The 23,367-nt window shown below is 69.6% G+C and carries 20 protein-coding genes, 1 pseudogene and 1 riboswitch; of the genes and pseudogenes, 8 read left to right on the top strand and 13 right to left on the bottom strand.

Going from position 1 to position 23,367, the window contains the following annotated elements; all coding sequences use genetic code 11:
* Positions 1-332 precede the first annotated feature (332 nt).
* Complete coding sequence (dnaB, locus tag ACFYMP_RS23620; RefSeq protein WP_388861323.1) at positions 333-1,808, top strand: replicative DNA helicase; 1,476 nt, start codon at positions 333-335, stop codon at positions 1,806-1,808.
* Positions 1,809-2,019: 211 nt separating this feature from the next.
* Here the strand turns inward: dnaB and ACFYMP_RS23615 are convergent, their stop codons facing one another.
* Positions 2,020-2,970 (bottom strand): SDR family NAD(P)-dependent oxidoreductase, encoded by a 951-nt coding sequence (locus ACFYMP_RS23615; RefSeq protein ID WP_388861089.1) that lies wholly within the window; start codon positions 2,968-2,970, stop codon positions 2,020-2,022.
* A 52-nt stretch (positions 2,971-3,022) separates the two neighbouring features.
* Here ACFYMP_RS23615 and ACFYMP_RS23610 point away from each other — a divergent pair, with 52 nt between their 5' ends.
* A complete protein-coding gene (locus ACFYMP_RS23610; protein ID WP_388861086.1) occupies positions 3,023-3,472 on the top strand; it encodes a MerR family transcriptional regulator in 450 nt (149 codons plus the stop codon).
* Between the two features lie 108 nt (positions 3,473-3,580).
* On the opposite strand, the gene ACFYMP_RS23605 is transcribed toward ACFYMP_RS23610, so the two are convergent.
* Positions 3,581-4,585, bottom strand: a complete 1,005-nt coding sequence (locus tag ACFYMP_RS23605) for an aminoglycoside phosphotransferase family protein (protein WP_388861083.1) — start codon at positions 4,583-4,585, stop codon at positions 3,581-3,583.
* 119 nt (positions 4,586-4,704) lie between these two features.
* On the opposite strand from ACFYMP_RS23605, the gene ACFYMP_RS23600 reads away from it, so the two are divergent.
* Complete coding sequence (locus ACFYMP_RS23600; RefSeq protein WP_388861081.1) at positions 4,705-6,105, top strand: serine hydrolase domain-containing protein; 1,401 nt, start codon at positions 4,705-4,707, stop codon at positions 6,103-6,105.
* An 81-nt stretch (positions 6,106-6,186) separates the two neighbouring features.
* Here the strand turns inward: ACFYMP_RS23600 and ACFYMP_RS23595 are convergent, their stop codons facing one another.
* From ACFYMP_RS23595 to ACFYMP_RS23565, 7 genes and pseudogenes are all read right to left on the bottom strand, one after another.
* Entirely contained in the window at positions 6,187-6,639 is a 453-nt protein-coding gene (locus ACFYMP_RS23595) for a GNAT family N-acetyltransferase (protein ID WP_388861078.1), read from the bottom strand.
* 122 nt (positions 6,640-6,761) lie between these two features.
* A complete protein-coding gene (locus ACFYMP_RS23590) occupies positions 6,762-7,229 on the bottom strand; it encodes a MarR family winged helix-turn-helix transcriptional regulator (protein WP_388861075.1) in 468 nt (155 codons plus the stop codon).
* Between the two features lie 149 nt (positions 7,230-7,378).
* The gene (locus ACFYMP_RS23585; RefSeq protein ID WP_388861072.1) at positions 7,379-8,272 is read right to left on the bottom strand and encodes a GNAT family N-acetyltransferase; all 894 of its coding nucleotides are present in this window, start codon (positions 8,270-8,272) and stop codon (positions 7,379-7,381) included.
* Between the two features lie 350 nt (positions 8,273-8,622).
* The gene (locus tag ACFYMP_RS23580) at positions 8,623-9,105 is read right to left on the bottom strand and encodes an NUDIX domain-containing protein (protein WP_388861069.1); all 483 of its coding nucleotides are present in this window, start codon (positions 9,103-9,105) and stop codon (positions 8,623-8,625) included.
* Positions 9,106-9,459: 354 nt separating this feature from the next.
* Positions 9,460-9,772, bottom strand: a pseudogene (locus tag ACFYMP_RS23575) (LysR family transcriptional regulator); the annotation flags it as partial.
* 329 nt (positions 9,773-10,101) lie between these two features.
* A complete protein-coding gene (locus ACFYMP_RS23570) occupies positions 10,102-11,214 on the bottom strand; it encodes a cystathionine gamma-lyase (RefSeq protein ID WP_388861066.1) in 1,113 nt (370 codons plus the stop codon).
* A 214-nt stretch (positions 11,215-11,428) separates the two neighbouring features.
* On the bottom strand, positions 11,429-11,809 hold the full coding sequence (locus ACFYMP_RS23565) for a phage holin family protein (protein WP_388861063.1): 381 nt from the start codon (positions 11,807-11,809) through the stop codon (positions 11,429-11,431).
* A 68-nt stretch (positions 11,810-11,877) separates the two neighbouring features.
* Here ACFYMP_RS23565 and ACFYMP_RS23560 point away from each other — a divergent pair, with 68 nt between their 5' ends.
* From ACFYMP_RS23560 to ACFYMP_RS23550, 3 genes are all read left to right on the top strand, one after another.
* On the top strand, positions 11,878-12,195 hold the full coding sequence (locus tag ACFYMP_RS23560; RefSeq protein ID WP_388861060.1) for a cupin domain-containing protein: 318 nt from the start codon (positions 11,878-11,880) through the stop codon (positions 12,193-12,195).
* A 220-nt stretch (positions 12,196-12,415) separates the two neighbouring features.
* A complete protein-coding gene (locus tag ACFYMP_RS23555) occupies positions 12,416-12,634 on the top strand; it encodes a DUF5326 family protein (RefSeq protein ID WP_388861057.1) in 219 nt (72 codons plus the stop codon).
* Positions 12,635-13,508: 874 nt separating this feature from the next.
* Positions 13,509-13,964: an SsgA family sporulation/cell division regulator gene (locus ACFYMP_RS23550; RefSeq protein WP_388861054.1), complete on the top strand. Its 456-nt coding sequence runs from the start codon at positions 13,509-13,511 to the stop codon at positions 13,962-13,964.
* A gap of 166 nt (positions 13,965-14,130) precedes the next feature.
* On the opposite strand, the gene ACFYMP_RS23545 is transcribed toward ACFYMP_RS23550, so the two are convergent.
* Positions 14,131-15,534 (bottom strand): YibE/F family protein, encoded by a 1,404-nt coding sequence (locus tag ACFYMP_RS23545; protein WP_388861051.1) that lies wholly within the window; start codon positions 15,532-15,534, stop codon positions 14,131-14,133.
* Between the two features lie 72 nt (positions 15,535-15,606).
* Positions 15,607-15,755: riboswitch (TPP riboswitch) on the top strand.
* Between ACFYMP_RS23545 and thiC the strand changes: the two genes are divergently transcribed.
* Positions 15,748-17,586 (top strand): phosphomethylpyrimidine synthase ThiC, encoded by a 1,839-nt coding sequence (gene thiC / locus ACFYMP_RS23540; RefSeq protein ID WP_388861048.1) that lies wholly within the window; start codon positions 15,748-15,750, stop codon positions 17,584-17,586. It overlaps the preceding riboswitch by 8 nt.
* A 468-nt stretch (positions 17,587-18,054) precedes the next feature.
* Here thiC and ACFYMP_RS23535 read toward each other — a convergent pair whose 3' ends face one another.
* From ACFYMP_RS23535 to ACFYMP_RS23525, 3 genes are all read right to left on the bottom strand, one after another.
* Positions 18,055-18,927: a hypothetical protein gene (locus tag ACFYMP_RS23535; RefSeq protein ID WP_388861045.1), complete on the bottom strand. Its 873-nt coding sequence runs from the start codon at positions 18,925-18,927 to the stop codon at positions 18,055-18,057.
* Between the two features lie 203 nt (positions 18,928-19,130).
* Entirely contained in the window at positions 19,131-20,300 is a 1,170-nt protein-coding gene (locus ACFYMP_RS23530) for a metallophosphoesterase (protein ID WP_388861042.1), read from the bottom strand.
* A gap of 186 nt (positions 20,301-20,486) precedes the next feature.
* Positions 20,487-21,614, bottom strand: a complete 1,128-nt coding sequence (locus tag ACFYMP_RS23525; protein ID WP_388861039.1) for a LacI family DNA-binding transcriptional regulator — start codon at positions 21,612-21,614, stop codon at positions 20,487-20,489.
* Between the two features lie 452 nt (positions 21,615-22,066).
* On the opposite strand from ACFYMP_RS23525, the gene hisC reads away from it, so the two are divergent.
* Complete coding sequence (hisC, locus tag ACFYMP_RS23520; RefSeq protein ID WP_388861036.1) at positions 22,067-23,146, top strand: histidinol-phosphate transaminase; 1,080 nt, start codon at positions 22,067-22,069, stop codon at positions 23,144-23,146.
* The last annotated feature ends 221 nt before the right edge of the window (positions 23,147-23,367 follow it).

Genomic DNA, 23,367 nt, shown 5'->3' with positions numbered 1-23,367 from the left:
TATGCGCAGCTCAGAGGCGGTCTGTGTGAAGGGGTGCGGGCTTGTTCACAGCCCTGTCCACCGGCTCATGCACAGGATCGGGCGAGTTCTCCACAGCTCTGGGCCGTTCATCCACAGTGCCTGTGGATAACCAGATTGGCTGACGGTGCGGACGGGCCTAACGTGGGGCGTCGCCCGCAGCGCGCTCGGCAGCCAGGAAACGTCATAAAGCCGACGCCTCCGAACCGGACGCGGGCTTCTCGATTTGTCAGTGTCGTGCCGTACGAATGGTGGTCACGGCGAGGTCCGCGTCGCGGACAGGAGGAGGCGGCCCGGTGAGTATCTCCGAGCCCTTGGACGACCCCTGGGCCGACAGCGGTCCGGGGGACCGTCTGCCCGCTTCCCGTCGGCGGCGCGACGAGGGCGCCGGTGGCGAGGGCCGTGGCGGCGGCAAGGAGGACCAGCACGACCGGGGGCGCGAGGGCGGTTCCTGGGACGCGGGCGGGTTCGAGCGCGTACCGCCGCAGGACCTCGACGCGGAGCAGTCGGTGCTCGGCGGCATGCTGCTGTCCAAGGACGCGATCGCCGATGTCGTGGAGGTGCTCAAGGGCGCCGACTTCTACCGTCCCGCCCACGAAACGGTCTTCCAGGCCATCCTCGACCTCTACGCGAAGGGTGAGCCGGCCGACCCGATCACGGTCGCCGCGGAACTGACCCGGCGCGGGGAGATCACCAAAATCGGCGGCGCTCCCTATCTGCACACCCTCGTGCAGACGGTGCCGACGGCGGCGAACGCCGAGTACTACGCGGAGATCGTCCACGAGCGGGCCGTACTGCGCAGGCTGGTCGAGGCAGGGACGCGCATCACCCAGATGGGGTACGCGGCGGACGGCGACGTCGACGAGATCGTGAACGGGGCGCAGGCCGAGATCTACGCCGTCACCGAGCAGCGGACCAGCGAGGACTACCTGCCGCTCGGCGACATCATGGAGGGCGCTCTCGACGAGATCGAGGCGATCGGCTCGCGTAGCGGAGAGATGACGGGGGTGCCGACCGGGTTTACCGATTTCGACTCCCTGACCAACGGACTCCACCCCGGGCAGATGGTCGTCATCGCGGCCCGTCCCGCCATGGGCAAGTCGACTCTCGCGCTGGACTTCGCGCGGGCCGCCGCCATCAACAACAACCTGCCCAGTGTGATCTTCTCTCTCGAAATGGGCCGTAACGAGATCGCGATGCGCCTGCTGTCGGCGGAAGCCCGGGTCGCGCTGCACCACATGCGTTCCGGCACCATGACCGACGACGACTGGACCAGGCTGGCCCGCCGGATGCCGGACGTGTCCGCGGCCCCGCTCTACATCGACGACTCCCCCAACCTGTCGATGATGGAGATCCGCGCGAAGTGCCGCCGGCTCAAGCAGCGCAACGACCTCAAGCTGGTCATCATCGACTACCTCCAGCTCATGCAGTCAGGCGGCTCACGACGTCCCGAGAGCCGTCAGCAGGAGGTCTCGGACATGTCCCGAAACCTCAAGCTGCTGGCGAAGGAACTCGAACTACCGGTCATCGCGTTGTCGCAGCTCAACCGTGGCCCTGAGCAGCGCACCGACAAGAAGCCGATGGTCTCCGACCTCCGTGAGTCGGGATCGATCGAGCAGGACGCGGACATGGTCATCCTGCTCCACCGTGAGGACGCCTACGAGAAGGAGTCCCCCCGCGCCGGCGAGGCCGACCTGATCGTCGCCAAGCACCGTAACGGCCCGACGGCCACCATCACCGTCGCCTTCCAGGGCCACTACTCCCGGTTCGTGGACATGGCGCAGAGCTGAACCCGGGCCTTCCGGGGCCGAGGGCTCGGGGGCTCCGGCACTCAGTTTCGAAGGGTCCGGGCTGAGCGTGCTCGCCGTCGTCAGCGCCGGGAGCATGCCGTGACCGCGCACGGCTGGGCGACCCGCGGCCGTCTCCGCGCACTTCTCCGGGGTTACGCATGGCTGGTGTGGAGGAGCGGAGGCCCGCGAGCGAGGCCGGACTCGTCCGGAATCAGAACGCGTTCACGCCCGTGAGTTCGCTGGAGAGCGCCCAGAGGCGGGCGGCCGACTGGGGATCTCTGGCCCAGGGCTTGACCCCGCCGATGAGCATGTCGTCGGTGTCGGCCGCCTCGGCGACGTCGCAGTCCTGGCAGTAGGCGCCCCCGTGACCGTCGAGCAGTGGAGAGGTCGCGGCCCAGACCGCCGTCGCCGCTCCCTGCTGCGGCGTCTTGAAGCCCTCGGCGGACTCGCCGTCCGGGGTCACCCAGCCCAGCTTTTCCCACTCCTCGCGCGCCACGTGGCGCTGCAGCGGAGTGAGGATGCTGCCGGGGTGCACGGCGAAGGCACGGGGCCCGTCCTCGCCGCCGAGCGTGTCGAGGTGCAGGGCGAACAAGGCGTTGGCGGTCTTGGACTGGGCGTAGGCGAGCCAGCGGTCGTAACCGGTACGGAAATGCGGGTCTTCCCAGCGGATGGCGGACAGGAAGTGTCCGGACGACGCGACGACGACCACCCGGGCGCCGGGCGCGAGGGAGGGGCGGAGACGGTTGACGAGGGCGAAGTGCCCGAGGTGGTTGATGGCGAAGTGCGCTTCCCAGCCGGGGCCGACGCGGGTCTCCGGACAGGCCATCACGCCCGCGCCGTTGATGACGACGTCGAGAGTGCGTCCCGTCTCCAGGAAGCGCTCGGAGAAGATCCGGACGCTGTCCGGATCGGCCAGGTCGAGCGGGTGGACCTCCGCCCCGGGCAGGGCCCGCAGAGCTTCCCCGGCGGTCTCGGGCCGGCGGGCCGGGACGATGACATGCGCCCCCACGCCGGCCAGCGCGCGGGTGGCCTCCAGGCCGAGTCCGGAGTACCCGCCGGTGACCAGGGCGGTGGTGCCGGTCAGGTCGATTCCGGCGAGAACCTCGGCGGCGGTGCTGTGGGCGCCGAAACCGGTGCCCAGCTTGCGCTGTTCTGTGATCATGCGCTGGACGCTAGGACCTAGAGTGCGCGCTAGGTCAAGGTAGGGTCCGGCCATGAAGAAGGGGAACGCGCAGGGGCTGGCGATCGGAAGTGTCTCGGAAGCGACGGGGATGAGCGTGCACGCGCTCCGGTTCTTCGAACGTGAGGGGCTGTTCCTGCGCGAGATCCCCCGCTCGGCCGGAGGGCAGCGGATCTACGAACAAGCGGACGTGGACTGGCTCGTGCTGTGCAACCGGTTCCGTGCCTCCGGTATGCCGATCGCTGTGATCAGGCAGTTCGCCGAACTGGTCCGTACCGGTCCGGGCAATGAACCCGACCGCCTCGAACTGCTCCGTGAGCACGAGCGGAACGTGCGGGCCAGGATCGATGAGCTGACCGCCTGCCTCGACGTCATCCACACCAAGGTCGTCGTGTACGAGCAGCATCTACGGTCCGGCGAGGCAGCCGCACTGTGGTCCCCGGGGCTGCCGGGCCTTGCGGAGGAAGGTGCGCGGCACGCGTGAGCGCGCCGGGGCCTCCTGGCCGTACGCGAGCCGACCGGCGACCTCGACGCGGGGGGAAAAAAGCCCGGATCGTCCCACGAGGGACAGAGCGCCCGAGCCAGGACGGCCCTAGAGCGGCGGTTCGGTCAGCATGTGGCGTAACCACCAGAGGACCTCGGCTCCTCGTGCGGGGTTCGCGCCGGCCGTGTCGCCTCGGAAGAGGCGGCCCCAGGAGCTGGCCCGTCCGATGGCCGCGAGTCGCCAGGCGAGGCGCAGGGCACGGTGCAGCTCCCCGGTGGTGAGGCCGCTGCCGGTCCACGGTTCGAGGTAGGCGTCACGGAGCCGGGGGAGGATACCCGGGCCGAAGCGGTCGTGTGCGGCACGCGCGGGGACCAGCAGGCTGCAGAAGGGGTGTGTGATCGCGGCGTCGCCCCAGTCGAAGAAGGTGAAGCGGCCCGGCGCGGGGGCGAAGAGCTGCCCGTCGTGCAGATCCGCGTGGTCGAGTGCGTCGGGGATTCCGGCGGCGGACAGTTCCGCGGACCACTCGACGACCCGCAGGCGCAAGGCCGCTGTCTCGCGTTTGTCGGTGAGATCCCGCACGGCGGAGTCGCTCACCAGACGATCGAAGACGCGCGGAAGGTCCGGTGTGCGGTGCCCGGGGACACCGAGGGCTTCCACTTCCTCGGTGTGCGCCACGAGTCCGCGCTGCATCTCGGCGTACTGGCTCAGCGCCTGCTCCCAGGCGTGTGACCCGGCGCGGTCGCCGTCCCACACGTCCCGCAGGAGCGGCCCGCCGTCCGGCAGCAGGGACCAGCCGTGGTCAGGAGAGACGGAGAGCGGGGTCAGCACGTGCTGCGGCACCCAGCGGGACAGCGCTTCGGTCAGCGGCGCCTCGAAGGCGCTCGCCGGCGGGTTCGCCTTGAACCACACGGTGCGGTCGCCGACGGACAACCGTACGAGTACGGACCAGGGGCGCAGGCGCACCCGGAGCGGACCCGATGCCCGTAGACCGTGAGCGGCCAGTTCGTGAGAGATCCAGCCGAGCGCCTCCTCGCGCCAGTCCGCTTGCTCCCACGGCGTCACCGCGTCCGGATAGGCGCCGCGGTCCACCACCTCTTTCGCCTCGGGCTGCATCCGGGCATTGCACCACCCCGGTCGTCCGTACGGCATCCCGGTTTCCTCGTCGGGCCCTGGGCTCCACGTGGAACGATTCCTCCTTCTGCCGTGGGCACGAAGACAGCTACCGTGCGGCCATGACGTCACCTCAGGACCAGTTCAGCGATCCCTCTTCGGAGCCCGACCTGTTGCCGGGGACACGCAGAGCTCTGCTGCATCGCATCGCACGGGCCCAGGCCGAGGGGAGGGCGCCCTCGCTGGTCGCCTCCGTGGTCCGGGGCGGTCGGCAGGTGTGGAGCGGGGCGCGGACCTCGGTGGACGGTCATGGGCCGGACGACGACGTGCAGTACCGGGTCGGCTCGATCACCAAGACGTTCACCGCCGTCCTGGTCATGCGGCTGCGGGACGAAGGGCTCCTGCGATTGGAGGACCCTGTCGAACGGCATCTGCCGGGGACGGGGGTCGGCGAGGTCACCGTCGTGCAGCTGCTCTCCCACACCGCGGGGCTGGCCGCCGAGACGCCCGGACCCTGGTGGGAGCGGACACCCGCCTCTCTGCGGCCCGAGTTGCGTGACGTACTGGGCGACCGGCCGTTCCGTCACGAGCGCGGCCGTCGCCACCACTACTCCAACCCCGGGTTCGCGCTCCTGGGCGCCCTCGTGGCGAGGCTCCGCGCGGCCACTTGGGAAGAAGTCCTTCAGCAGGAGGTGCTGGGCCCTCTGGGACTGCACCGGACGAGCGTCCGGCCCCAGGCACCGAACGCGGGAGGGTGGGCAGTGCACCCGTGGGCCGACGTCCTGCAGCCCGAGAAGGTGGAGGACCTGGGGGTGATGGCGCCTGCCGGACAGTTGTGGTCCACAGCGGGTGATCTCGCTCGTTTCGCCGCGTTCCTCATGAACGGTGACGACAGGGTGCTCCCCCAGGAATCCGTTCGGGACCTGCGAACCGCTGCCGCGCCGAGCGGCTGGGAGGAGTCGTACGGCCTCGGGGTGCAGCTGAGGCGCAGGGGTGACCGTACGCTCGCGGGCCACACCGGTTCGGTTCCCGGCTTCGTCGCCGGCCTGTGGACCTGCGAGGAGGACGATGTCGCCGCGGTGGTGCTGGCCAACTGCACCTCAGGGGTGGCTGCGGGGACGGTGGCCGCCGAGCTGGTGGGAATCGTGGCGGACGCCGAGCCCAAGCTGCCGGCTCCCTGGCGCCCCCTCCCGGATGTGGACCAGAACCTGCTGGCGCTGACCGGGCCGTGGTACTGGGGCACGCAGGCGGTCGCGGTCCGGCTGGCCGCCGAAGGAGGGCTGGAACTCGGGGGCCTTGGAGGTGGCGGCCGCCAGTCGAGGTTCTGTCCGGTCGGCGACGGTACCTGGGTAGGGCTGGACGCCTACTACGCGGGGGAGGAGCTCCGGGCGGTGCGCGACGACTCGGGGCAGGTCACCCACCTGGATCTCGGCTCGTTCGTGTTCACGCGTCAGCCGTATGACGAAGCCGCGCCGGTACCGGGCGGCTCGGACCCCGAGGGGTGGCGCGGGCTTGCGATCTGAGCCGCACGAGGCCACGCGGGGCCAGGGCAGATGGGCGCTCGGGGTCTGTGCGCATGTTTCACGTGAAACATGCGCACAGACTCAGAGTGAGAGCTTGAAGCCGACGTGTGAACCCTTGAAGCCCAGGCGCTCATAGAAGCGGTGCGCGTCGGCGCGCAGGGAGTCGGAGGTGAGCTGTACCAGGCTCGCCCCTTGCCGCCGGGACTCCTCGATGGCCCACTGCATGAGCTGGGTGCCGAGGCCGGTGCTCCGCTCGGAGGCCCGCACCCGCACCGCTTCGATGAGCGTACGGGTGGCGCCACGCCGGGAGAGCCCGGGGATGGTGGTGAGCTGGAGGCAGCCGACCACCTCTGCGTTCCGCACCGCCACGATCAGCTGCTGGTTCGGGTCCTGCTCAAGCCGCGTGAAGGCGGTTCGGTAGGGGGCGAGGTCGTCCGGGCTTTCGCGCTGGGCGCCGAGGGGGTCGTCCGCGAGCATCTCGACGATGGCGGCGATGTCCTCAACCGTGGACTGTCGTATCTCAAGATCGGCCATGGGGTGATCTTAGATAGTCGGCCTGGGCTCCCCCAGGGGCGAGCGGTACACAAACGGTCGGCCGTAGTAGTTGCGGCCGCCGATGTGGCCCGCACCCCCCGTGTCGGCTCGGTGGCGCGATGTCACACCGGCTGCGGGACCGTCTCCATGGCTTCCATCGCCGTGACGAGGGGCGCCAGCTGCGGGTCCCGCGAGGCATCGTCCAGGGCCGCGCGCAGAGCGGCGTCATTCGTCGGACGGGCCTCCTCCAGCAGAACGCGTCCGGCGTCGCTCACATCGGTGTAGATGCCTCGCCTGTCGGTGGGGCACAGGTAGCGCGACAGCAGCCCGCGATCCTCCAGCCGCGTCACGAGGCGGGTGGTGGCGCTCTGGCTCAGTACGACTGCCTCGGCGACCTGGCGCATCTGGAGATGTCCGCCCTCGCCGTCGTGCTGCCTGGAGAGCACGTCGAGGAGAGAGAACTCGCGCACACTCAGCTGGTGTCCGGCCTGAAGCGCGCGTTCGATACGTGACTCGATGCGTCCGTGCAGCACGGACAGAGCGGACCAGCTATGGGCGAGCGCCGTCAGTGCGGGGTCGGTCGCGGTCATGGGGGCTTCCTCCGTCCTGAGCGACTTCATTCAGGGTAGGGCATGCCCTGAAATAGTCATTGCGTGCAACTATAAAGCGCCTGCAACTATTCCGGGAGAGCCCGACTGCTGGGGTCTTGTTCTTGAAGCGGCCCGCTCCAAGCCCTGCCTCAGGCGACCGCCGTGGTCAGCGGAGCGAAACGGCGGCGCCAGTCACCCGGCGGCTCCGCCGCCCCACGCAGCATGACGGAACTCACAGACGTACGTTCCAGCCCGCATACGTGGAGCCAGTCGCACAGCTCCTTGTGGCGGACGTCCACGTCGAGCTTGAGCGGCCGGGCGCTTCCCCTCGCCAGGTCTTCGATGAGGGACTGCGTGGTGGCGGTGTCGCGGGCGATCACCGGACCCAGGACGTCGGCGTGTGGGCCGGGCCAGCGTGCCGCGTAGCCGACGAGCACACCCTCCGTCTCCGCGACCACGAGCTGATCCGCGAAGGCCGGGAGCCTGGCGAGCAAGGCCGTGCGGTCGAGCCCGAACACCTCACCGTCCAGGCGCAGAATCGCCGGGAGGTCACCGGCGGTGGCGCGACGGGTGCTGACCCCTGCGGCGCTTGCCGGCGCGACGAACGGAGCGGACGGTGGAACGCCCAGAAACCGGCCTTGATGGGTCGCCGCACTCCCCGTGCTCGTGAAGCCGAGTTGCTCGTAGAGGGGTAGTCCCTGAGTAGTCGCGTAGAGAGACAGAGGCGCGGCGCCGGCGGTCGCTGCCGCGGCGTCTACCAGAGCGCGCCCGAGGCCCTGACGGGCGTGCCGGCGAGCCACCAGAAGCATCCCCAGGACACCCAGACCGGGCCGTTCCTCCGGGCCGTAGAGCGACAGGACGCAGGCTGCGGCCAGCCCTCCCTCCGGGGCGTCGATGCCGAACCCCGTACCGGCCGCGAGCAGCAACGACCACAGGTGGGTGTCGGGAGGCCACCCCCGATCCTCTGCCAGGGCCGTGCAGGCGGAAAGGTCGCGCCGGGTCAGCCTACGGACGGATTGCGGGGTGGGGGAGCATGACGGCACGGGGTCAGGCTGACGGAGGCGAGGTGGCTACGTCCACTCTCTTTTCGGACGCCGGATCAGCGCGGCGACCCGGAATGTTTCACGTGAAACATCGCGTGGCGGGTGAGTGGTGCCCTGCTGGTACACCGGCGGTAAACAGGGGGTGAGTACTCGTCGCGCTTCACCCGCTGCGCAGCAGGCACGCCCGCCCGCGCGGACTGCGGGGTCGGAGGGTGTCGGGCCCGGGGTGTTGCTCGTACAGTCCCACGGCGGGCTCGAACGAAGTCCGGGCGAGGTCGAGATGTCATCTGTCCTGAGACCCGGGAGGCTCATCTGTCGCCGCAGCCATGGCGGGCGAGGTAACGGTGTCCTCAGGCGAGGTCAGGGGACAGCAGGGCGCCGACTCCCTCGATGTTCGCGTCCAGGTAGTGGCGCAGGGAGAGCGGGACGAGGTGGACCGAGGCGATCCCGACCCTGGTGAAGGGCACGCGCTCGATCTCGTACGTACCGCACGGGTTCTCGATCTCGGGACCGTGCCGTTGCGAGAGATCCATCGATTCGAGCCGGCATGCGAAGAAGAGCTGCACTTTGACGCCGGTCGCGCCGCCGTCCTCCCCGATGTGTTCCACGGTGTCCACGAAGCAGGGGACCACCTCGCGGATCTTCGCTCCCAGCTCTTCGTGAACCTCTCGGTGCAGGGCGTCGATCACGGTGCGATCCTCCGGCTCGACGCCGCCGCCCGGGGTCACCCAGTACGGATCAAGTCCGGGCTTCGTGCGTTTGATCAGCACGAGATGGTCTCCGTCGAGGAGAACGGCTCGTGCGGTGCGCTTGACCAAGGGGCGGACGGTCATGGAGGGAATGTGGCCCGAGTTGTTCCACGTGAAACATCGCGGGCGGCCTCGCCGTGTCCGGTGGACGCTCTCGGCGGGTTGCGCCGGCGAGATGGCGGCCGTTTCCCAGCACCGTTTCTCAGGACCCTTCGCGGCAGAGTGCAGCAGCCTCTCGTCGGCCCTGGTGATGTGAGCGGAGCCAGGGTTCCCCCGCGTACGGCGAGGAAGTAAGGACCCAGCGGAGGAACGGGTGGATCGAGCAGGAGGATCAGCTCACCCGGGCGACAGCCGAGGTGCGCGGGTACCGCGGCGATACGGCGAGACCCGCCCCGGCCACGGCTCAGGCGAGTACGGCCCCTGGACGGCCATGACGGCCAGGGCGGGAAGCGCACGGTGGGCGGTGCACTCCGGTGGCCCCACCAGACGCAGCGTCCGCGAGGAACGGTGTCCGTCACCGAGACCGTCCTCCGCGACGCCGACCAGAGCGTCCGCCGGCGAGGTGAAAACGACACCGCGCGCCTATCGGGGGAAGAGCGGGTGGCCGCGCCCTCCGTCCAGGGTGCGGATCTGAGAGGTGGCCACCTGCTGCGACAGACCGAGCGGCGCGGCGGTTCGCGTAAAGGAACTCGCGTAGGCACCGGACCGGTGCACTGGTGACGAACGTACGGAGCAGGGCGGCCAGGTCCATGGTTGGCCTCTCCCCCCTACCTCCCCATCCCCTTCCGGTCCGTCCGCCTTCAGCAAGTGCAAGTTTTCGACGCCCCGCTGGCACTACGGTGATTGGCGCTGACAGACAGTCAACTAGCCTGCGGGGCACGGTTTTCCGCTTCACTTAGGGCTACTGGTGCGGGTTGCCGGTGCGGGCTACCGGGGCGGGTCGAGCCATGAGGGGAGGCTCGGCCCGCCCGTCTCCTTGGGCGCGGTCATCTGACCCCAAGAAACGGAAGTTGCTGGACGGAGGGGCCGCACCGGCACCGGCCGGCAGGCCCTGGGGTTCGCGCCGCGCCCGCGGGGACGTCAGCTCTCGTCGAGAGCCCGCAGGACGTCGGCGATCAGGTCCTCCGTGTCCTCCGCACCGGCGGAGAACCTGATGAAGCCCTCGGGGACCGCGTCGCCGCCCCACCTCCGGCGACGTTCCGCGGTGGAGCGGACCCCGCCGAAGCTTGTGGCGTCCTCCACCAGTCGCAGGCCCGACATGAAGCGTTCCGCACGTTCCCGGGACGGAAGGGTGAAGACCAGGACGGTCCCGAAGCGGTGCATCTGCTCGTTGGCGATCTTGTGCGACGGGTCGTCGGGCAGGCCGGGGTACCGCAGGCCGGTGATGTCGCTCCGGTGTCGCAGTGCTTCGGCGAGGGCGAGGGCGTTGGCGCTCTGCCGGCTGTTGCGCAAGTCCAAGGTGGCCAGTGAGCGGTGGGCGAGCCATGCCTCCATCGGTCCGGGGATCGCACCGACGATCTTGCGCCAGCGCCGGACACCTGCCATCAGTCCGGGGTCGCGTCCGGTCACGTGTCCCAGGAGCAGATCGCCGTGGCCTGTGAGGCCCTTGGTGTCGGAGGCCACCGAGAAGTCCGCGCCCAGTTCCAGCGGACGCTGGCCGAGCGGCGTGGACAGAGTGTTGTCGACGGCGACGAGTGTGCCCTGCGCGTGGGCGGCGGCAACCAGCCGGCGAACGTCGCACACGTCCAGACCCGGGTTGGAGGGCGTCTCGATCCACAGCAGCTTGGCTCCGTCCAGTACGTCGAGCTGGGCGTCCTGGCCGGTCGGCGCGGTGCGTACCTCGACGCCGAACGCGGTGAGCTGTTCCCGGACGAGGGGGAGGACCTGATAGCCGTCGTTGGGCAGTACCACGATGTCGCCCGAGGTGACCTGGGAGAAGAGCGTGGCGGAGATCGCGGCCATGCCTGAGGCGAACACGAGGGTCTCGACCTCTTCCCCCGGAGCCTCCAGTTCTCCGACGGCCCGCTCCAGCAGAGTCCAGGTCGGATTGTCGTCGCGGCCGTAGGTGTACGGCCCCGAGACGTCACCGGGCAGATGGAAGTGGGCCGCGAACACCGGACCCGGCAGCGTCGGCGCGTTCTTCGTCGGCTCCGGCAAGCCCGCCCGCACCGCCCTCGTACCTTCTCCTGCCATCCTGAGCCGCTCCTTCCCGCGGGCCGTGAGCGTGTTCCCCGCCCCCGGCCCTCTCCCTGTGTGTCGTACGTGCGATGCATACAGCATCGGTCACCTTCGGTCCGAAGGCGGTGGCGGGGCGACTTTCAGGCGGGAGGAAGTGAGCTCTCGCGAGAGAGGAATGATCGTTTTCAGAAGAGGGCGGGCGGTGACCCGGCGCACGCGGACGACGGGGTCAGTCGCGGTCCTCGGGCAGTGCCAGGCTGACCGCCCAGGAGACCACCGACACGATCAGTCCGCCGAGCACGGCCGTCCAGAAGCCGTCCACGTGGAAACTGACGTCCAGCTTGTCACACACCCAGGAGGTCAGCAGCAGCATCAGAGCATTGATGACCAGGGTGAACAGCCCGAGCGTCAGGATGAACAGGGGGAGGGTGAGGAGCTGTACGAGCGGCTTCACCAGGACGTTCACGACGCCGAAGACCAGTGCGACGATAATCAGGGTGAGGACTTTGTTGCCCGTGCTGTGGCCGGCGAGGGTGATGTCGTCGACCAGCCATACCGCGACGGCGAGAGCGGCCGCGTTGGCGATCGTCTTGAGTGCGAAGTTCTTCATGCGGTTGATCGTGGCAGACAGGATCAGCCCGGCCAGGTAAGCAGAGTGACCGAAAGGTGCGCGAGTCGATGAAGGCGTTCCGGCTGGACGAGCTGGAGGTGGAGCGTGCCGTCAACGACGGTGCCTATCTCCAGTTCCTCCGGGAGAAGAACATGTCGGTCGGGCTGTACGCGCTCGACGCGGGGAGTACCGACCCCCAGCAGCCGCACCGCCAGGACGAGGTGTACTTCGTGGTGAGCGGCCGGGCCGCCATCACCGTGGGCGCGGAGACGACGGAGGTCGCGCGCGGCAGCGTGGTCTTCGTGCCGGCCGGCACCCCCCACCGGTTCCACCACATCAGCGAGGACCTGCGCGTACTGGTCGTCTTCTCGCCTCCGGAGGGCTGATCTCCTCCGAACGGCCGGTCGGCTCGACGGCAGTCCCCTAAGGGATTGTTCAGGGACGAGCCAGGGGTGCGAGACGCCCGCCCGGGAGGGGCGGCGCTCTAGCATCGACAGCAGACGGACGACAGCAGACGGACGACAGCAGACGGACGACAGCCGACAGACCCGGCCGACAGCGACGGACGGGCGGGCACCGGGGTTTCGGGGAGACGAGGTAGGGGCGATGGCGGTTCGGGAGATATTCACGGGTATGCCGTGGTGGGTGAAGTGGGTGGCCGTGCCCGTGGTCGCCCTGGTGATCTTCGGTGGCCTGATCACCTCGATCCTCAGCTTCGTGATCGGACTGCTGTTCAAGGTGCTGGTCTTCGTGGCGGTGGTGGGCGTGTTGATCTACGTCGTACGCAAGTTCAAGGACGCGGGTTCTTCCTCCGGCCGTTACTGACCCGGTCCGGCAGGGCGGCCCGGACCGGGTCACGGCCGGGCGGTCCGACGCGCGGCCGCGCGGGACGCGCCACCTCGGCGGCCGCGACCGGGCCCGCCCGGCGCCCGGGACTCCACTCCACGCACGCCCGGGGACCGGTCCCGGCTCCCCGGCGGGGTCCCGCGACCGCGCCCGGACCGACCCCGCCACGAGGCCCTGCCCGCCAGTCGTGCCTACCGCGTCCCGAGAGGGCGAGAAGACGGCGCTCCGTGCGCCCGCCCACGGGGCCCCGTTCGCCCACCCGGGGGAAGTTTCCTCGCTCCGCCACCATCCGACAGCGCCAGAGGCTACAGTCCGGACACCGGCGTGGGGCCCGACTCCGCAGCCGCTTCCTGTGCCTCCTCGGCCCATGGCGGGGGAGGCTGTACTCGCGCCCTGGAAGTGACCCTTGGCCACGGTTGACCGCACCTTCGCCGAACTCTCCGGTTCGGGTGCCCTCTTCGAGCCCTTCGTGGCGCGCACCGTTCCCGGACGGCGCCCCGAGGGGCTCGTCGTCCGTTCCAGGCGTCACGCTCCGCGATGTTCGGGCCGCCGCCGACGCGGTGGTCTTTTCCGGTGCTCCGGCGGCCCGCTGGGGCAAAGGAGTGAACGTGCGGCCCCTCTAGGGCGCGGCGCATACGCGATCTGCCAGGGGGCAGCCGGAATACCGGTGATCGGTCGCGGGAGTTCCGGCCTGCTCGGCGAGTAGGTTGCGGACAGTTTTCCCCGCAGGTTTGTTCCTCAATCAGTATCTGTGGTGTCACTCACTGTGATGTGATGGGTGCACCGAGCAATGTGTCAGGAGTGTCAGGGGCCTGAGCCCCTGATCAGGTGACGGCAATCGACGGGGTTGGCGATGCGCGAGTCCGTACAGGCAGAAGTCATGATGAGCTTCCTCGTTTCCGAGGAGCTGTCCTTCCGTATCCCCGTCGAGCTTCGGTACGAGGCCGACGATCCGTACGCCGTCCGGCTGACGTTCCATCTCCCGGGGGACGCTCCGGTCTCCTGGACCTTCGGGAGGGATCTGCTCAGCGACGGTATCGAGGAGCCGTGCGGAGACGGCGACGTGCGTGTCGCCCCCGTCGAGCTCGACCCGTTGATGGACGCGGAGCCGCCGGCCGACATGCACATCCGGTTGCAGGTCGGAGCCGATCACGCGCTGTTCCGGGTGAGTATGGCGCCCATCGTCGCGTTCCTCGACCGCACGGACCGGCTCGTTCCGCTGGGCGAGGAGCGTGCCTCGGCGGATTTCGAGAGTCACCTGGACGACGCCCTGCACCGGATCCTCGCCGAGGAACAGAGCGCGGGCTGATTCCGGAGGGCGGCGACGGACCTCGGGGGACCCGGAGAGAGCCGGGTGGGCCCTGGAGGTCGCCAAGTCGCCAGGGCCGCATCGGACTCGGTCTTCTGCGGCCCCGCTGCCGGGTGGGACACCGGTACCCGAGGTGAGCAGTGCGCGCGGGTTCCCGTCGGCCGTCTCAGCGTTTGCGGCGTCGGCCTCCGCCGCCAAGCACCGCGCCACGCAGTGGGCCGCGGTCCGGGCCGGGCACCGCCGCTAGAGGCGGGGGTGTCGGGACGTCCTCGGGCTTCGAGCCGGGGCGGTCGGCCGACACGACGAGCGTGGCCAGTGCCGTGGTGACCGGCACGGAGGCCACCAGGCCGATGGAACCCACCAGGGTCCGGACGATCTCCTCGGCCACCAGTTCGCTGCCCGCGACCGTGCCGACGTCGCTCCGCGCCAGCGAGAACAGCAGGAGCAGCGGCAGGGAAGCCCCCGCGTACGCCAGCACCAGCGTGTTGACCACCGAGGCGATGTGGTCCCGCCCGATCCGGATGCCGGCGCGGTACAGAGCGCGACGGCTTATCGCCGGGTCGGCCTGCCGAAGCTCCCATACGGCCGAGGTCTGCGTGACCGTCACGTCGTCGAGCACTCCGAGTGAACCGATGATGACCCCGGCCAGCAGGAGCCCGCTCATGTCGATCCCGGGATAGAGACCGTGGACGAGTCCGGTGTTGTCGTCGGTGTTGCCGGTCAGCGCCGCCCACCCGATGAAGAGCGAGCCGAGCAGGCCGATGAGCAGCAGTGACACCAGGGTGCCGAGGACGGCCACCGAGGTGCGGGCCGTCAGCCCGTGGCAGAGGTAGAGCGCGAGCAACATGATGGCACTCGCCCCCACGACCGCCACCACCAGAGGATTCGAGCCCTGCAACACCGCGGGCAGGATGAAGAAGGTGAGCACGAGGAAGCTCACGGCGAGTGCCACGAGCGCCATGAGCCCCCGCAACCGGCCGACGACGACGACCGCCAGCGCGAAGATCCCGGCAAGCAGCAGCATCGGCAGCTTTCGGCCGACATCGGTGACGGAGTACTGGAGTTCCCGGGGCGCGTCCGGCGCGTAGGCCAGGACGACTTCCTGACCCGCGCGCAGCTGACGCGGGGAATCGGGCTGGACCAGTTCGTTGAAGGTCCGCCCGCGGTCCTTGCCCTCGGTGACCTCGATTTTCGCCTGTTCACAGACTCCGTCGGCGTGTCCGCCGTTGCCCGGTACCGCCCCCGGCGCGTCTCCCCGGGGCTCCGCCGCCCCGGTCGCCGAGCCCGCCACGCCGTTCGACGCGGTTCCGTCCTTGCATCCGACGTGCGTAACCGCGACGACCTTGCCGGCCACGGTCTGCCGGTCGAAACCCACGCCTGAACGCCCGTGCTCGGGCGGCTCGCCGGGCCACAGCGTCACGAGTCCCACGACGACGGCGGCGGTGAACGGTACGAGCACGGCGGCGATGACCGTACGCAGTCTCCTTGAGCCAGGTGTGGCCGGGCCGTGCTGGTGGCTGTGGCCGTGGGCGGAACCGTGGCCGAGATCCGTAGGGGGTGGTGTCGTCACCGCCCGATCATCGCAAGAACGGCACACGCCCTCTGTTCAGCGCGCCCGGGATGGCGTTAGCGTGAGGCCACGATACGTACACGCGGGAGCTCGGAGCACCGGGCTGAGAGGGCGCTGAACTCCGTACGGCCGAGACCTCGGCGAGAAGTACGGGAAGGCTGCGTCGACCGCCGAACCTGTTACCGGGTAATGCCGGCGTAGGGAGTAGGTCTCATGACCACATCGGACGCGCACACCCCTGCCTCCGCGGAGGAGAGGACGGCGAGCGAGCAGCCGCTGTCCCCGCAGGAGGAACGCACCATCGGCTGGCACAAGGCGTACGTCGAGGGCTCACGCCCCGGCCTGCGGGTGCCGGTGCGGGCCGTGCACCTGACCAACGGCCGTGTAGTGACCTTGTACGACACCTCCGGCCCGTACACCGACCCGGCCGAGAGGACCGACGTACGCCGTGGGCTCGCACCGCTCAGGGAGAACTGGATCGCGGGCCGCGGCGACACCGAGACGTACGCGGGCCGGCCCGTGCGGCCGGAGGACGACGGACTCAAGCACACCTCGCCCCGGGGCGGGCTCCGCAACCTCGACGCGGTCTTTCCCGGGCGCCCCCGGCAGCCGCGCCGGAGCAGGGACGGACGCGCCGTCACGCAACTCGCCTACGCCAGGCGGGGGGAGATCACCCCGGAGATGGAGTTCGTCGCGCTGCGCGAGAACCTCGAACCCGAGATCGTCCGGGCGGAACTGGCCGCAGGGCGCGCGGTGCTACCCGCGAACGTCAACCACCCCGAGATCGAGCCGATGATCATCGGCAAGCGGTTCCTCGTGAAGGTCAACGCCAACATCGGCAACTCCGCGGTGACCTCCTCGATCGAGGAGGAGGTGGAGAAGATGACCTGGGCGACCCGTTGGGGAGCCGACACCGTCATGGATCTCTCCACCGGACGCAACATCCACACCACGAGGGAGTGGGTGCTGCGCAACTCGCCGGTCCCCATCGGCACGGTGCCGCTCTACCAGGCGCTGGAGAAGGTCGACGGCAAGGCCGAGGAGCTGAGCTGGGAGATCTACAAGGACACGGTGATCGAGCAGGCCGAGCAGGGCGTGGACTACATGACGGTGCACGCCGGTGTCCGGCTGCCCTACGTCCCGCTCACGGCCCGGCGCAAGACCGGCATCGTCTCGCGGGGCGGCTCGATCATGGCCGCCTGGTGCCTCGCCCATCACCAGGAGTCCTTTCTCTACGAGCACTTCGAGGAGCTGTGCGAGATCCTCGCGGCCTACGACGTGACGTACTCGCTCGGGGACGGGTTGCGGCCCGGCTCGATCGCGGACGCCAACGACGAGGCTCAGTTCGCGGAGTTGCGGACGCTCGGTGAGCTGAACGCGGTCGCTCGTCGGCACGGCGTCCAGACGATGATCGAGGGCCCAGGACACGTGCCGATGCACAAGATCAAGGAAAACATCGACCTCCAGCAGGAGATCTGCGAGGAGGCGCCGTTCTACACGCTCGGCCCGTTGACCACGGACATCGCCCCCGCCTACGACCACATCACCTCGGGTATCGGCGCGGCGATGATCGGCTGGTGGGGTACCGCCATGCTCTGCTACGTGACCCCCAAGGAACATCTCGGCCTGCCCAACCGGGACGACGTGAAGACCGGGGTGATCACCTACAAGATCGCCGCCCACGCCGCCGATGTGGCCAAGGGACATCCCGGGGCCCAGGACTGGGACGACGCCCTGTCGGAGGCGCGCTTCGAGTTCCGCTGGGAGGACCAGTTCAACCTGGCCCTCGATCCGGACACCGCCCGCGAGTACCACGACGAGACACTCCCGGCCGAACCGGCCAAGACCGCGCACTTCTGCTCCATGTGCGGGCCGAAGTTCTGCTCGATGAAGATCAGCCACGACATCACCGAGCAGTTCGCCCCGGACCTCCTCGAAGCGGGTTCCACGCGGGCGGAGTTGAGTCAGGACGAGATCGACGCGGGGATGTTGGAGAAGTCACGCGAGTTCGCCGCTTTGGGGAGCCGCGTCTACTTGCCGCTGGCGGAGTAGGGGCGTGAGCCGGTCAGGGCTCCTGCCGCCGCGACTGACGATCGCGGGTTCTGGGCACCGGCGCTGCTGTACTCCCCGACGCGTTGACGTGTCCTCGTGCCTGGGACCACGGTGGGGCGCTGCCTCGCCCTCGATGCCGGCCCCGCTTCTCGGTCAGGACTCACCCGGGATGGGCCCGTGTCTCCACTGGTCCGGTTGGTGGAAGGCACGAGGAGGTGTTTCACGTGAAGCACGAGGAGGTGTTTCACGTGAAACACCACTGAGGAGTTGTTCCACGTGAAACACCTGGCTGATGGGGTGGTTTCACGTGAAACATCCGGCTGACGCTGGTTTCACGTGAAACATCGGACCGTTCCGGTGGCGTACGTCTCCCGGTGCCGGTGGGTCTCTCGTTCATGGGGGGCACACCGGCATCGGCACGCGCGGTTTCACCGACGTGGGCCCGTCAGCTGCCTGCCGGAAGGTCAGTTACTCCGGACGGTGATCCGGCCCGCCGTAGTCGGGGCTGCTGAAATCGGGGCTGGAGTAGCGGGGGCGGGTCCCGGACTCGCCGTCCGCTTCCGGGCCGCTGAAACCTGGCCGGTGATAACCGAGGCGGGGCATGCGCTGCTGAGAGGGCAGGTTCGGGCCGGGCTGAGCGGCAACGTTCCCCGCTTCCGTGCGCGGAGCGTCGTCGAGATCCCGGAAGAACGGCAGAATGCCCTTCTCCAGGAGCGCTCGATGCCAGGCCGCGCGTGCGGCGGCGAGCTCGGCTGTCTCCCCTGCGAAGCCCCCCTCCGCGGAGGAGTGCGTGGGGGAGTTGTTGCGCAGGGCGGTGAGCAGGAGGGCGGCGCCGGCGATCAGGATGCCGAATGCGGCGAGGACAGCGAAGACCCACCCGGCGGTGAGCAGCCCACTCGCGATGGCGGGTTCGGGGTCCAGGAGCTTCAGCAGATAGCCGACGAGAAGGAAGATGACGGCGGCGATCGCGGCCAGGAGCGGGGCGAGCACGGCCACCACCGCTGTCGCTCCGGCACCCGAGGACTCCGTCACCTCGCTGAGCGCGGCGGCGATGCCGTTCGGTGCCCCCTCGCCCTCCTCGGGCCGGGGGGCGGCGCTGACGCGCGCGGGTTCGCGGGACCGTTCCCGCGCGTGGACGTAGTGCTGGTATTCGGCCGCCGCCGCCCCCGCGATGAAGGCCGTCGCACCCGTCGCGAGGGTGCGCAGTTGGGCAGGGTTGAATCGCTGTGCGACCCGGGCGGTTTCCGGGTGGGAGGCGGCCGTACGGATTGCCTCGTCCAGGACGCGCTCGAATTCGGGGCGGTCCTCGTTCAGCAGATGCGGAGCGCTGGTCATGTGCATCCCCCGATGCTCCGTAGGGCCGGCGGGACGCCCGCCTGGGTGCGGGCAGTGGGGCGGAAGCGGAGGAAAGCCTACGGATAAGGCGATGGTAGGCCGGGCACGGCGCGTCGTAACAGGGTGTTTCTGGAAATTGACCTGCGGTGAATGGTGACAGCCGTTCATGCCAAGGGGGCGGGACCGCCCGAACGGCGAGCGGATCTGGTTCAGGCGGGGAAGGGAACGCGGTGGACGAGCAGTTTTCCGGCCATGGTCACGCCACCGTCCATGGCGACGGCGAGTCGGTCGGCATAGATGTGCGGGCCGTCGACGACGGGTCCGGCGCTGTCCTCGCCGTCCTCGGAGCCGACGTCACCGAGCAGGTAGGGGATCGGGCTGTGACCGTGCACGATGCGGTTGCCGCCGAAGACGCTCAGCAGTTCGCGCACCGCCTCGGGACCCGACTGGTCGCGGAAGGCGAAGCGTTTGGTGAACTTCCGGAAGACGTCCCAGCACTCGTCGGCGTCGTTGCGGTTGATGATCTCGTGGATCGTGTCGTTGACCGCTTCGATCGTGTCGCCGTAGTCGAGGTAGGCCGTGGTGTCGGAGTGCACCAGGAGGTGGGAGTCCTCCTCGACGATGGCGTCCAGCCGGGACATCCACTGAAGATGGACATCCTGGAGCCTGTCCATGTCGGACTTCTGCCCGCCGTTGAGCAGCCAGGCCGCCTGGAAAGTGGCGGTGCCCGCGCCTGAGTTGACCGGAGTGTCGCCGAAGCGCTTGGCCCCCAGGAGCAGGAGTTCGTGGTTGCCCATGAGCGCCTTGCAGTAGCCGCCGGCCGCTGCCGCCTCGGCGGACAGGCGCATCACCAGATCGATGACGCCGATCCCGTCGGGGCCGCGGTCCGTGAAGTCGCCGAGGAACCAGAGCCGGGCGTTGCCGGCCGCCCAGTGGGTGTCGGCGTCGACCAGCCCCTGCTCCCGTAGCGCCGCCACGAGTTGGTCCAGGTAGCCGTGGACGTCCCCCACGACGTACAGCGGGCCGAGCCCCTCGGCGGCGGGCTGCGCGCCCGCGGTGGCCTGCGCTCCGATGACCGGCAGGTCCCGCTGGGTGGGCGTGTAGCCCTCCGGCTCGCCGAGCGCCTCCCCGGCCTGGGCGTGGGGCGTCTGCGGCACGGCCGGATACGCGGCCCGGACGGGGGCCGGGGCCTCGGCGTGCCGCTCCGTGTACACCTGGGCCGACTCGGCGTACCGGTCGGTGCCCTGCGCGTACGGTTCGGATCCGTCCCCTTGGGGATCAGGACGGTTCATGTAGGCGGGGACGCGGAAGTCGCGCACCGTCGGTGTCTCCCCCACGGGTCCCTGACCGGCCCCCTGCGTCATTGACCCCTCCACCACGATCGCGCCGCATCTGCACCGGTTCGGACTGCTTGGTCGCAGCGGCCCGCGGTGTCGTGGGCCCATCATAGGAATGCGGCTCCCGCTCTGTGACGCACCAGGGGTGGTGAATCCCGCGGGGCGCCCGCCAAGCCGGTGATTTCTCCTGAATTGGGCGCGGATTTCGCCCGGCGTCCCGGACGCCGGTCAGCCTCCGCCCCCGCCAGGACTGCGGGGAGGGCTGACGGTGGTGCGCGGGGTACGGCGCTGGGAGGAGGCCCGCACGATCAGTTCCGTCGGTATGACGCGCTCCACAGGGTGTGCGGGGCCGATGCCCTCGATGGCGTCGATCAGCAGCTGGACCACCGCCGTGCCGATCCTGCGGGGCTTCAGGGAGAGCGTCGAGACGGGCGGCTCGGTGCTCGCGTAGACGAGGGACTCGCTGCAGCACACCAGCAGCAGGTCGTCGGGCACGCGCAGTCCGTAGCGACGCGCGGCTGCGAGCAGATCGGTGCCGTTGGGGTCGAACAGCCCGTAGACCGCGTCCGGGCGGTCGGGGCGCGCCAGGAGCCGGTCGGCGGCGACGGCCCCGGCGCACGGGTCATGGGCCGGGTAGGACTCCAGGACCGGGTCCTGGCCCACCCGGGAACACCATTCGAGGTACGCGGTGGTCGACAACCGGGTGTAGGTGTCCGTCGTGGTGCCCGTGAGCAGGCCGATACGCCGGGCCCCGGCGGCGGCGAGGTGGTCGAGGATGTCGAGTACGGCCGTCTCGTGGTCGTTGTCCACCCAGGCGGTGACCGGGAGCGTGCCGTCGGGACGGCCGTCCGACACCACCGGGAGCCCCTGCCGGACCAGTTCGCTGACCACCGGGTCGTGGTCGGAGGGGTCCACGACGACTGTCCCGTCGAGGGCGACGTTCGACCAGACGTCCACGGGGCTCAGCCGTGAGGACGCGGGCAGGATGACCAGGGCGTAACCCCGGTCGAGCGCGGCGGAGGTGGCGGCCCTCGCCATCTCGGCGAAGTAGGCGAACTCGGTGAAGGTGAAAGGTTCGTCCCCGTACGTGGTCACCGTCAGGCCGATCAGCCCCGACTTTCCGGTACGGAGGGTGCGGGCGGCGGCCGAGGGGCGGTAACCCAGCCGCTCGGCGACCTCGCGGACGTGCCGACGAGTCCCTTCGGGCAGACGGCCCTTTCCGTTGAGTGCGTCGGAGACGGTTGTGATCGAGACACCCGCCGCCGCCGCCACGTCTCTGATGCCCGCGCGGCCAGGCCGGTTGCCCCGGCGGGGTGTTTCCGCTCGGCTCACCTGATGCTTCCCTGCTGCTGTCATGGGCTGCCGATAGTAGGGGGACGCCGGAGGGGTGGCGCGGCTGCATATGCCGAAGGATGGAGTCACGTTTCTGCAAGGCGATGGCCTGTCATATGCCTTGTTATCGAAGGTAGTTGACGGTTCGTGATGCGATGAGCGATTCATCGGCCCGGGGCGAACCGTGAGGCGGGGCGAACGGAGGGCTTGCGGCAACTCACCTGCACGGGTGACGCGCGCCACGGAGCGAGCTACCAGCGCCCTCGGGCCCCCGCGCGCCCCCCGGTAGGAGGGTGAGCCCCCGAAGGGTGGTCGCGTAAGGAGTCTCACCGGTCAACTGCGGTCCCAGAAGCCGGTGAGAAGCCCGGCTTCGATCACTGGGCGGCGCAGTCCGGATCTCATAAAGTGAGACGTGTCCGTGCCGGTGCGGCGCTGTGGACCGCCGGTGCCCCAGGAGTGTCAGAAGGAGGATCCGCGTGAGTGCGAAGAGCCCGAGACTGCGAGCTGTGCTGGACGGCATCCCGGCCTACGTGCCGGGCAAGCCGGCGGCCGAGGGGGAGACGGAGACCTTCAAGCTCTCCTCGAACGAGAACCCCTATCCGCCCTTGCCCGGGGTGATGGACAGCGCGCTCGCCGCCGCGGGCCGTCTCAACCGCTACCCCGACATGGCCGCGACCGTTCTGCTGGCCGAACTCTCGGAGCGTTTCGGTGTTCCGGTCTCGCATCTGGCCACCGGGACGGGTTCTGTGGGGGTCGCGCAGCAACTGCTGCAGATCACCGCGCAGGAGGGCGACGAGGTGATCTACGCCTGGCGGTCCTTCGAGGCGTACCCGATCATCACGCGTATCAGCGGGGCGAAGGCGGTGCAGGTCCCGCTCGCACCCGACGAGACGCACGACCTCGGCGCGATGGCCGCGGCGATCACCGAGCGCACCCGTCTGATCTTCCTGTGCAACCCGAACAACCCCACCGGCACCGTCATGCGCCGCGTCGAGTTGGAGTCCTTCCTCGACCGCGTGCCCCCGGACGTTCTGGTGGTGCTCGACGAGGCGTACCGCGAGTTCAACCGTGATCCCGAGGTGCCGGACGGCATAGACCTGTACCGCGAGCGCCCCAACGTCTGTGTGCTGCGGACCTTTTCGAAGGCGTACGGGCTCGCCGGTCTGCGGATCGGATTCGCCGTCGCGCACGAGCCGGTCGCGGCCGCCCTGCGCAAGACGGCCGTGCCCTTCGGCGTCAGCCAGCTCGCCCAGGACGCGGCGGTCGCCTCCCTGCGGGCTGAGGACGAACTGCTCGGCCGGGTGGACGCCCTGGTGCAGGAACGTTTTCGCATGGTGGAGACGCTGCGGGAGCAGGGGTGGACGGTGCCGGACACCGAGGCCAACTTCGTGTGGCTGCGCCTGGGCGAGCGGACCGTCGAGTTCGCCGCGGTGTGCGAGCGGGCGGGGGTGGTCGTCCGGCCCTTCGCGGGGGAAGGAGTGCGGGTGACGGTGGCCGAGACCCAGGCCAATGACCTCTTCCTGGGGACCGCCGCCGCTTACCGCAAGGGGCTGTAGCCGCGGGGAGCGGACGCCGGTGGCCTCGGCGGGAGCGGTGGCGGTCCGAGCCCGGGGCCGGCTGAAGACCGCCCCGGGGCGAGGACCGAGCCCGGCCCTCGGCGTGATTTTTTCTACCAAAAGCCGTATCCAGGTACGTAAGGGGCGAAGCGCTCCGAGTGGGGGTTCCGCGAAGGGGACCCCCACTTTTCTTTGCGCCGGACTAGTAGTACATAATGCTT

Origin of the sequence: Streptomyces sp. NPDC007088, from assembly GCF_042869355.1 — a bacterium.
Taxonomy (GTDB): Bacteria; Actinomycetota; Actinomycetes; order Streptomycetales; family Streptomycetaceae; genus Streptomyces.
The sequence above is the reverse complement of the archived record's forward strand: the minus strand, read 5'-3'. Positions and strand labels throughout refer to the sequence as shown.

Excerpts from the sequence above, each read along its gene's own strand:
- ACFYMP_RS23615 (WP_388861089.1), bottom strand. The coding sequence starts at position 2,970 with ATGATCACAGAACAGCGCAAGCTGGGCACCGGTTTCGGCGCCCACAGC.
- ACFYMP_RS23605 (WP_388861083.1), bottom strand. The coding sequence starts at position 4,585 with ATGCAGCCCGAGGCGAAAGAGGTGGTGGACCGCGGCGCCTATCCGGAC.
- ACFYMP_RS23565 (WP_388861063.1), bottom strand. The coding sequence starts at position 11,809 with ATGAAGAACTTCGCACTCAAGACGATCGCCAACGCGGCCGCTCTCGCC.
- ACFYMP_RS23535 (WP_388861045.1), bottom strand. The coding sequence starts at position 18,927 with ATGCACATGACCAGCGCTCCGCATCTGCTGAACGAGGACCGCCCCGAA.
- ACFYMP_RS23570 (WP_388861066.1), bottom strand. The coding sequence starts at position 11,214 with ATGGCAGGAGAAGGTACGAGGGCGGTGCGGGCGGGCTTGCCGGAGCCG.
- ACFYMP_RS23525 (WP_388861039.1), bottom strand. The coding sequence starts at position 21,614 with ATGACAGCAGCAGGGAAGCATCAGGTGAGCCGAGCGGAAACACCCCGC.
- ACFYMP_RS23600 (WP_388861081.1), top strand. The coding sequence starts at position 4,705 with ATGACGTCACCTCAGGACCAGTTCAGCGATCCCTCTTCGGAGCCCGAC.
- ACFYMP_RS23560 (WP_388861060.1), top strand. The coding sequence starts at position 11,878 with ATGAAGGCGTTCCGGCTGGACGAGCTGGAGGTGGAGCGTGCCGTCAAC.
- ACFYMP_RS23550 (WP_388861054.1), top strand. The coding sequence starts at position 13,509 with ATGCGCGAGTCCGTACAGGCAGAAGTCATGATGAGCTTCCTCGTTTCC.
- thiC (WP_388861048.1), top strand. The coding sequence starts at position 15,748 with ATGACCACATCGGACGCGCACACCCCTGCCTCCGCGGAGGAGAGGACG.
- ACFYMP_RS23595 (WP_388861078.1), bottom strand. The coding sequence starts at position 6,639 with ATGGCCGATCTTGAGATACGACAGTCCACGGTTGAGGACATCGCCGCC.
- ACFYMP_RS23610 (WP_388861086.1), top strand. The coding sequence starts at position 3,023 with ATGAAGAAGGGGAACGCGCAGGGGCTGGCGATCGGAAGTGTCTCGGAA.
- ACFYMP_RS23555 (WP_388861057.1), top strand. The coding sequence starts at position 12,416 with ATGGCGGTTCGGGAGATATTCACGGGTATGCCGTGGTGGGTGAAGTGG.
- ACFYMP_RS23580 (WP_388861069.1), bottom strand. The coding sequence starts at position 9,105 with ATGACCGTCCGCCCCTTGGTCAAGCGCACCGCACGAGCCGTTCTCCTC.
- ACFYMP_RS23590 (WP_388861075.1), bottom strand. The coding sequence starts at position 7,229 with ATGACCGCGACCGACCCCGCACTGACGGCGCTCGCCCATAGCTGGTCC.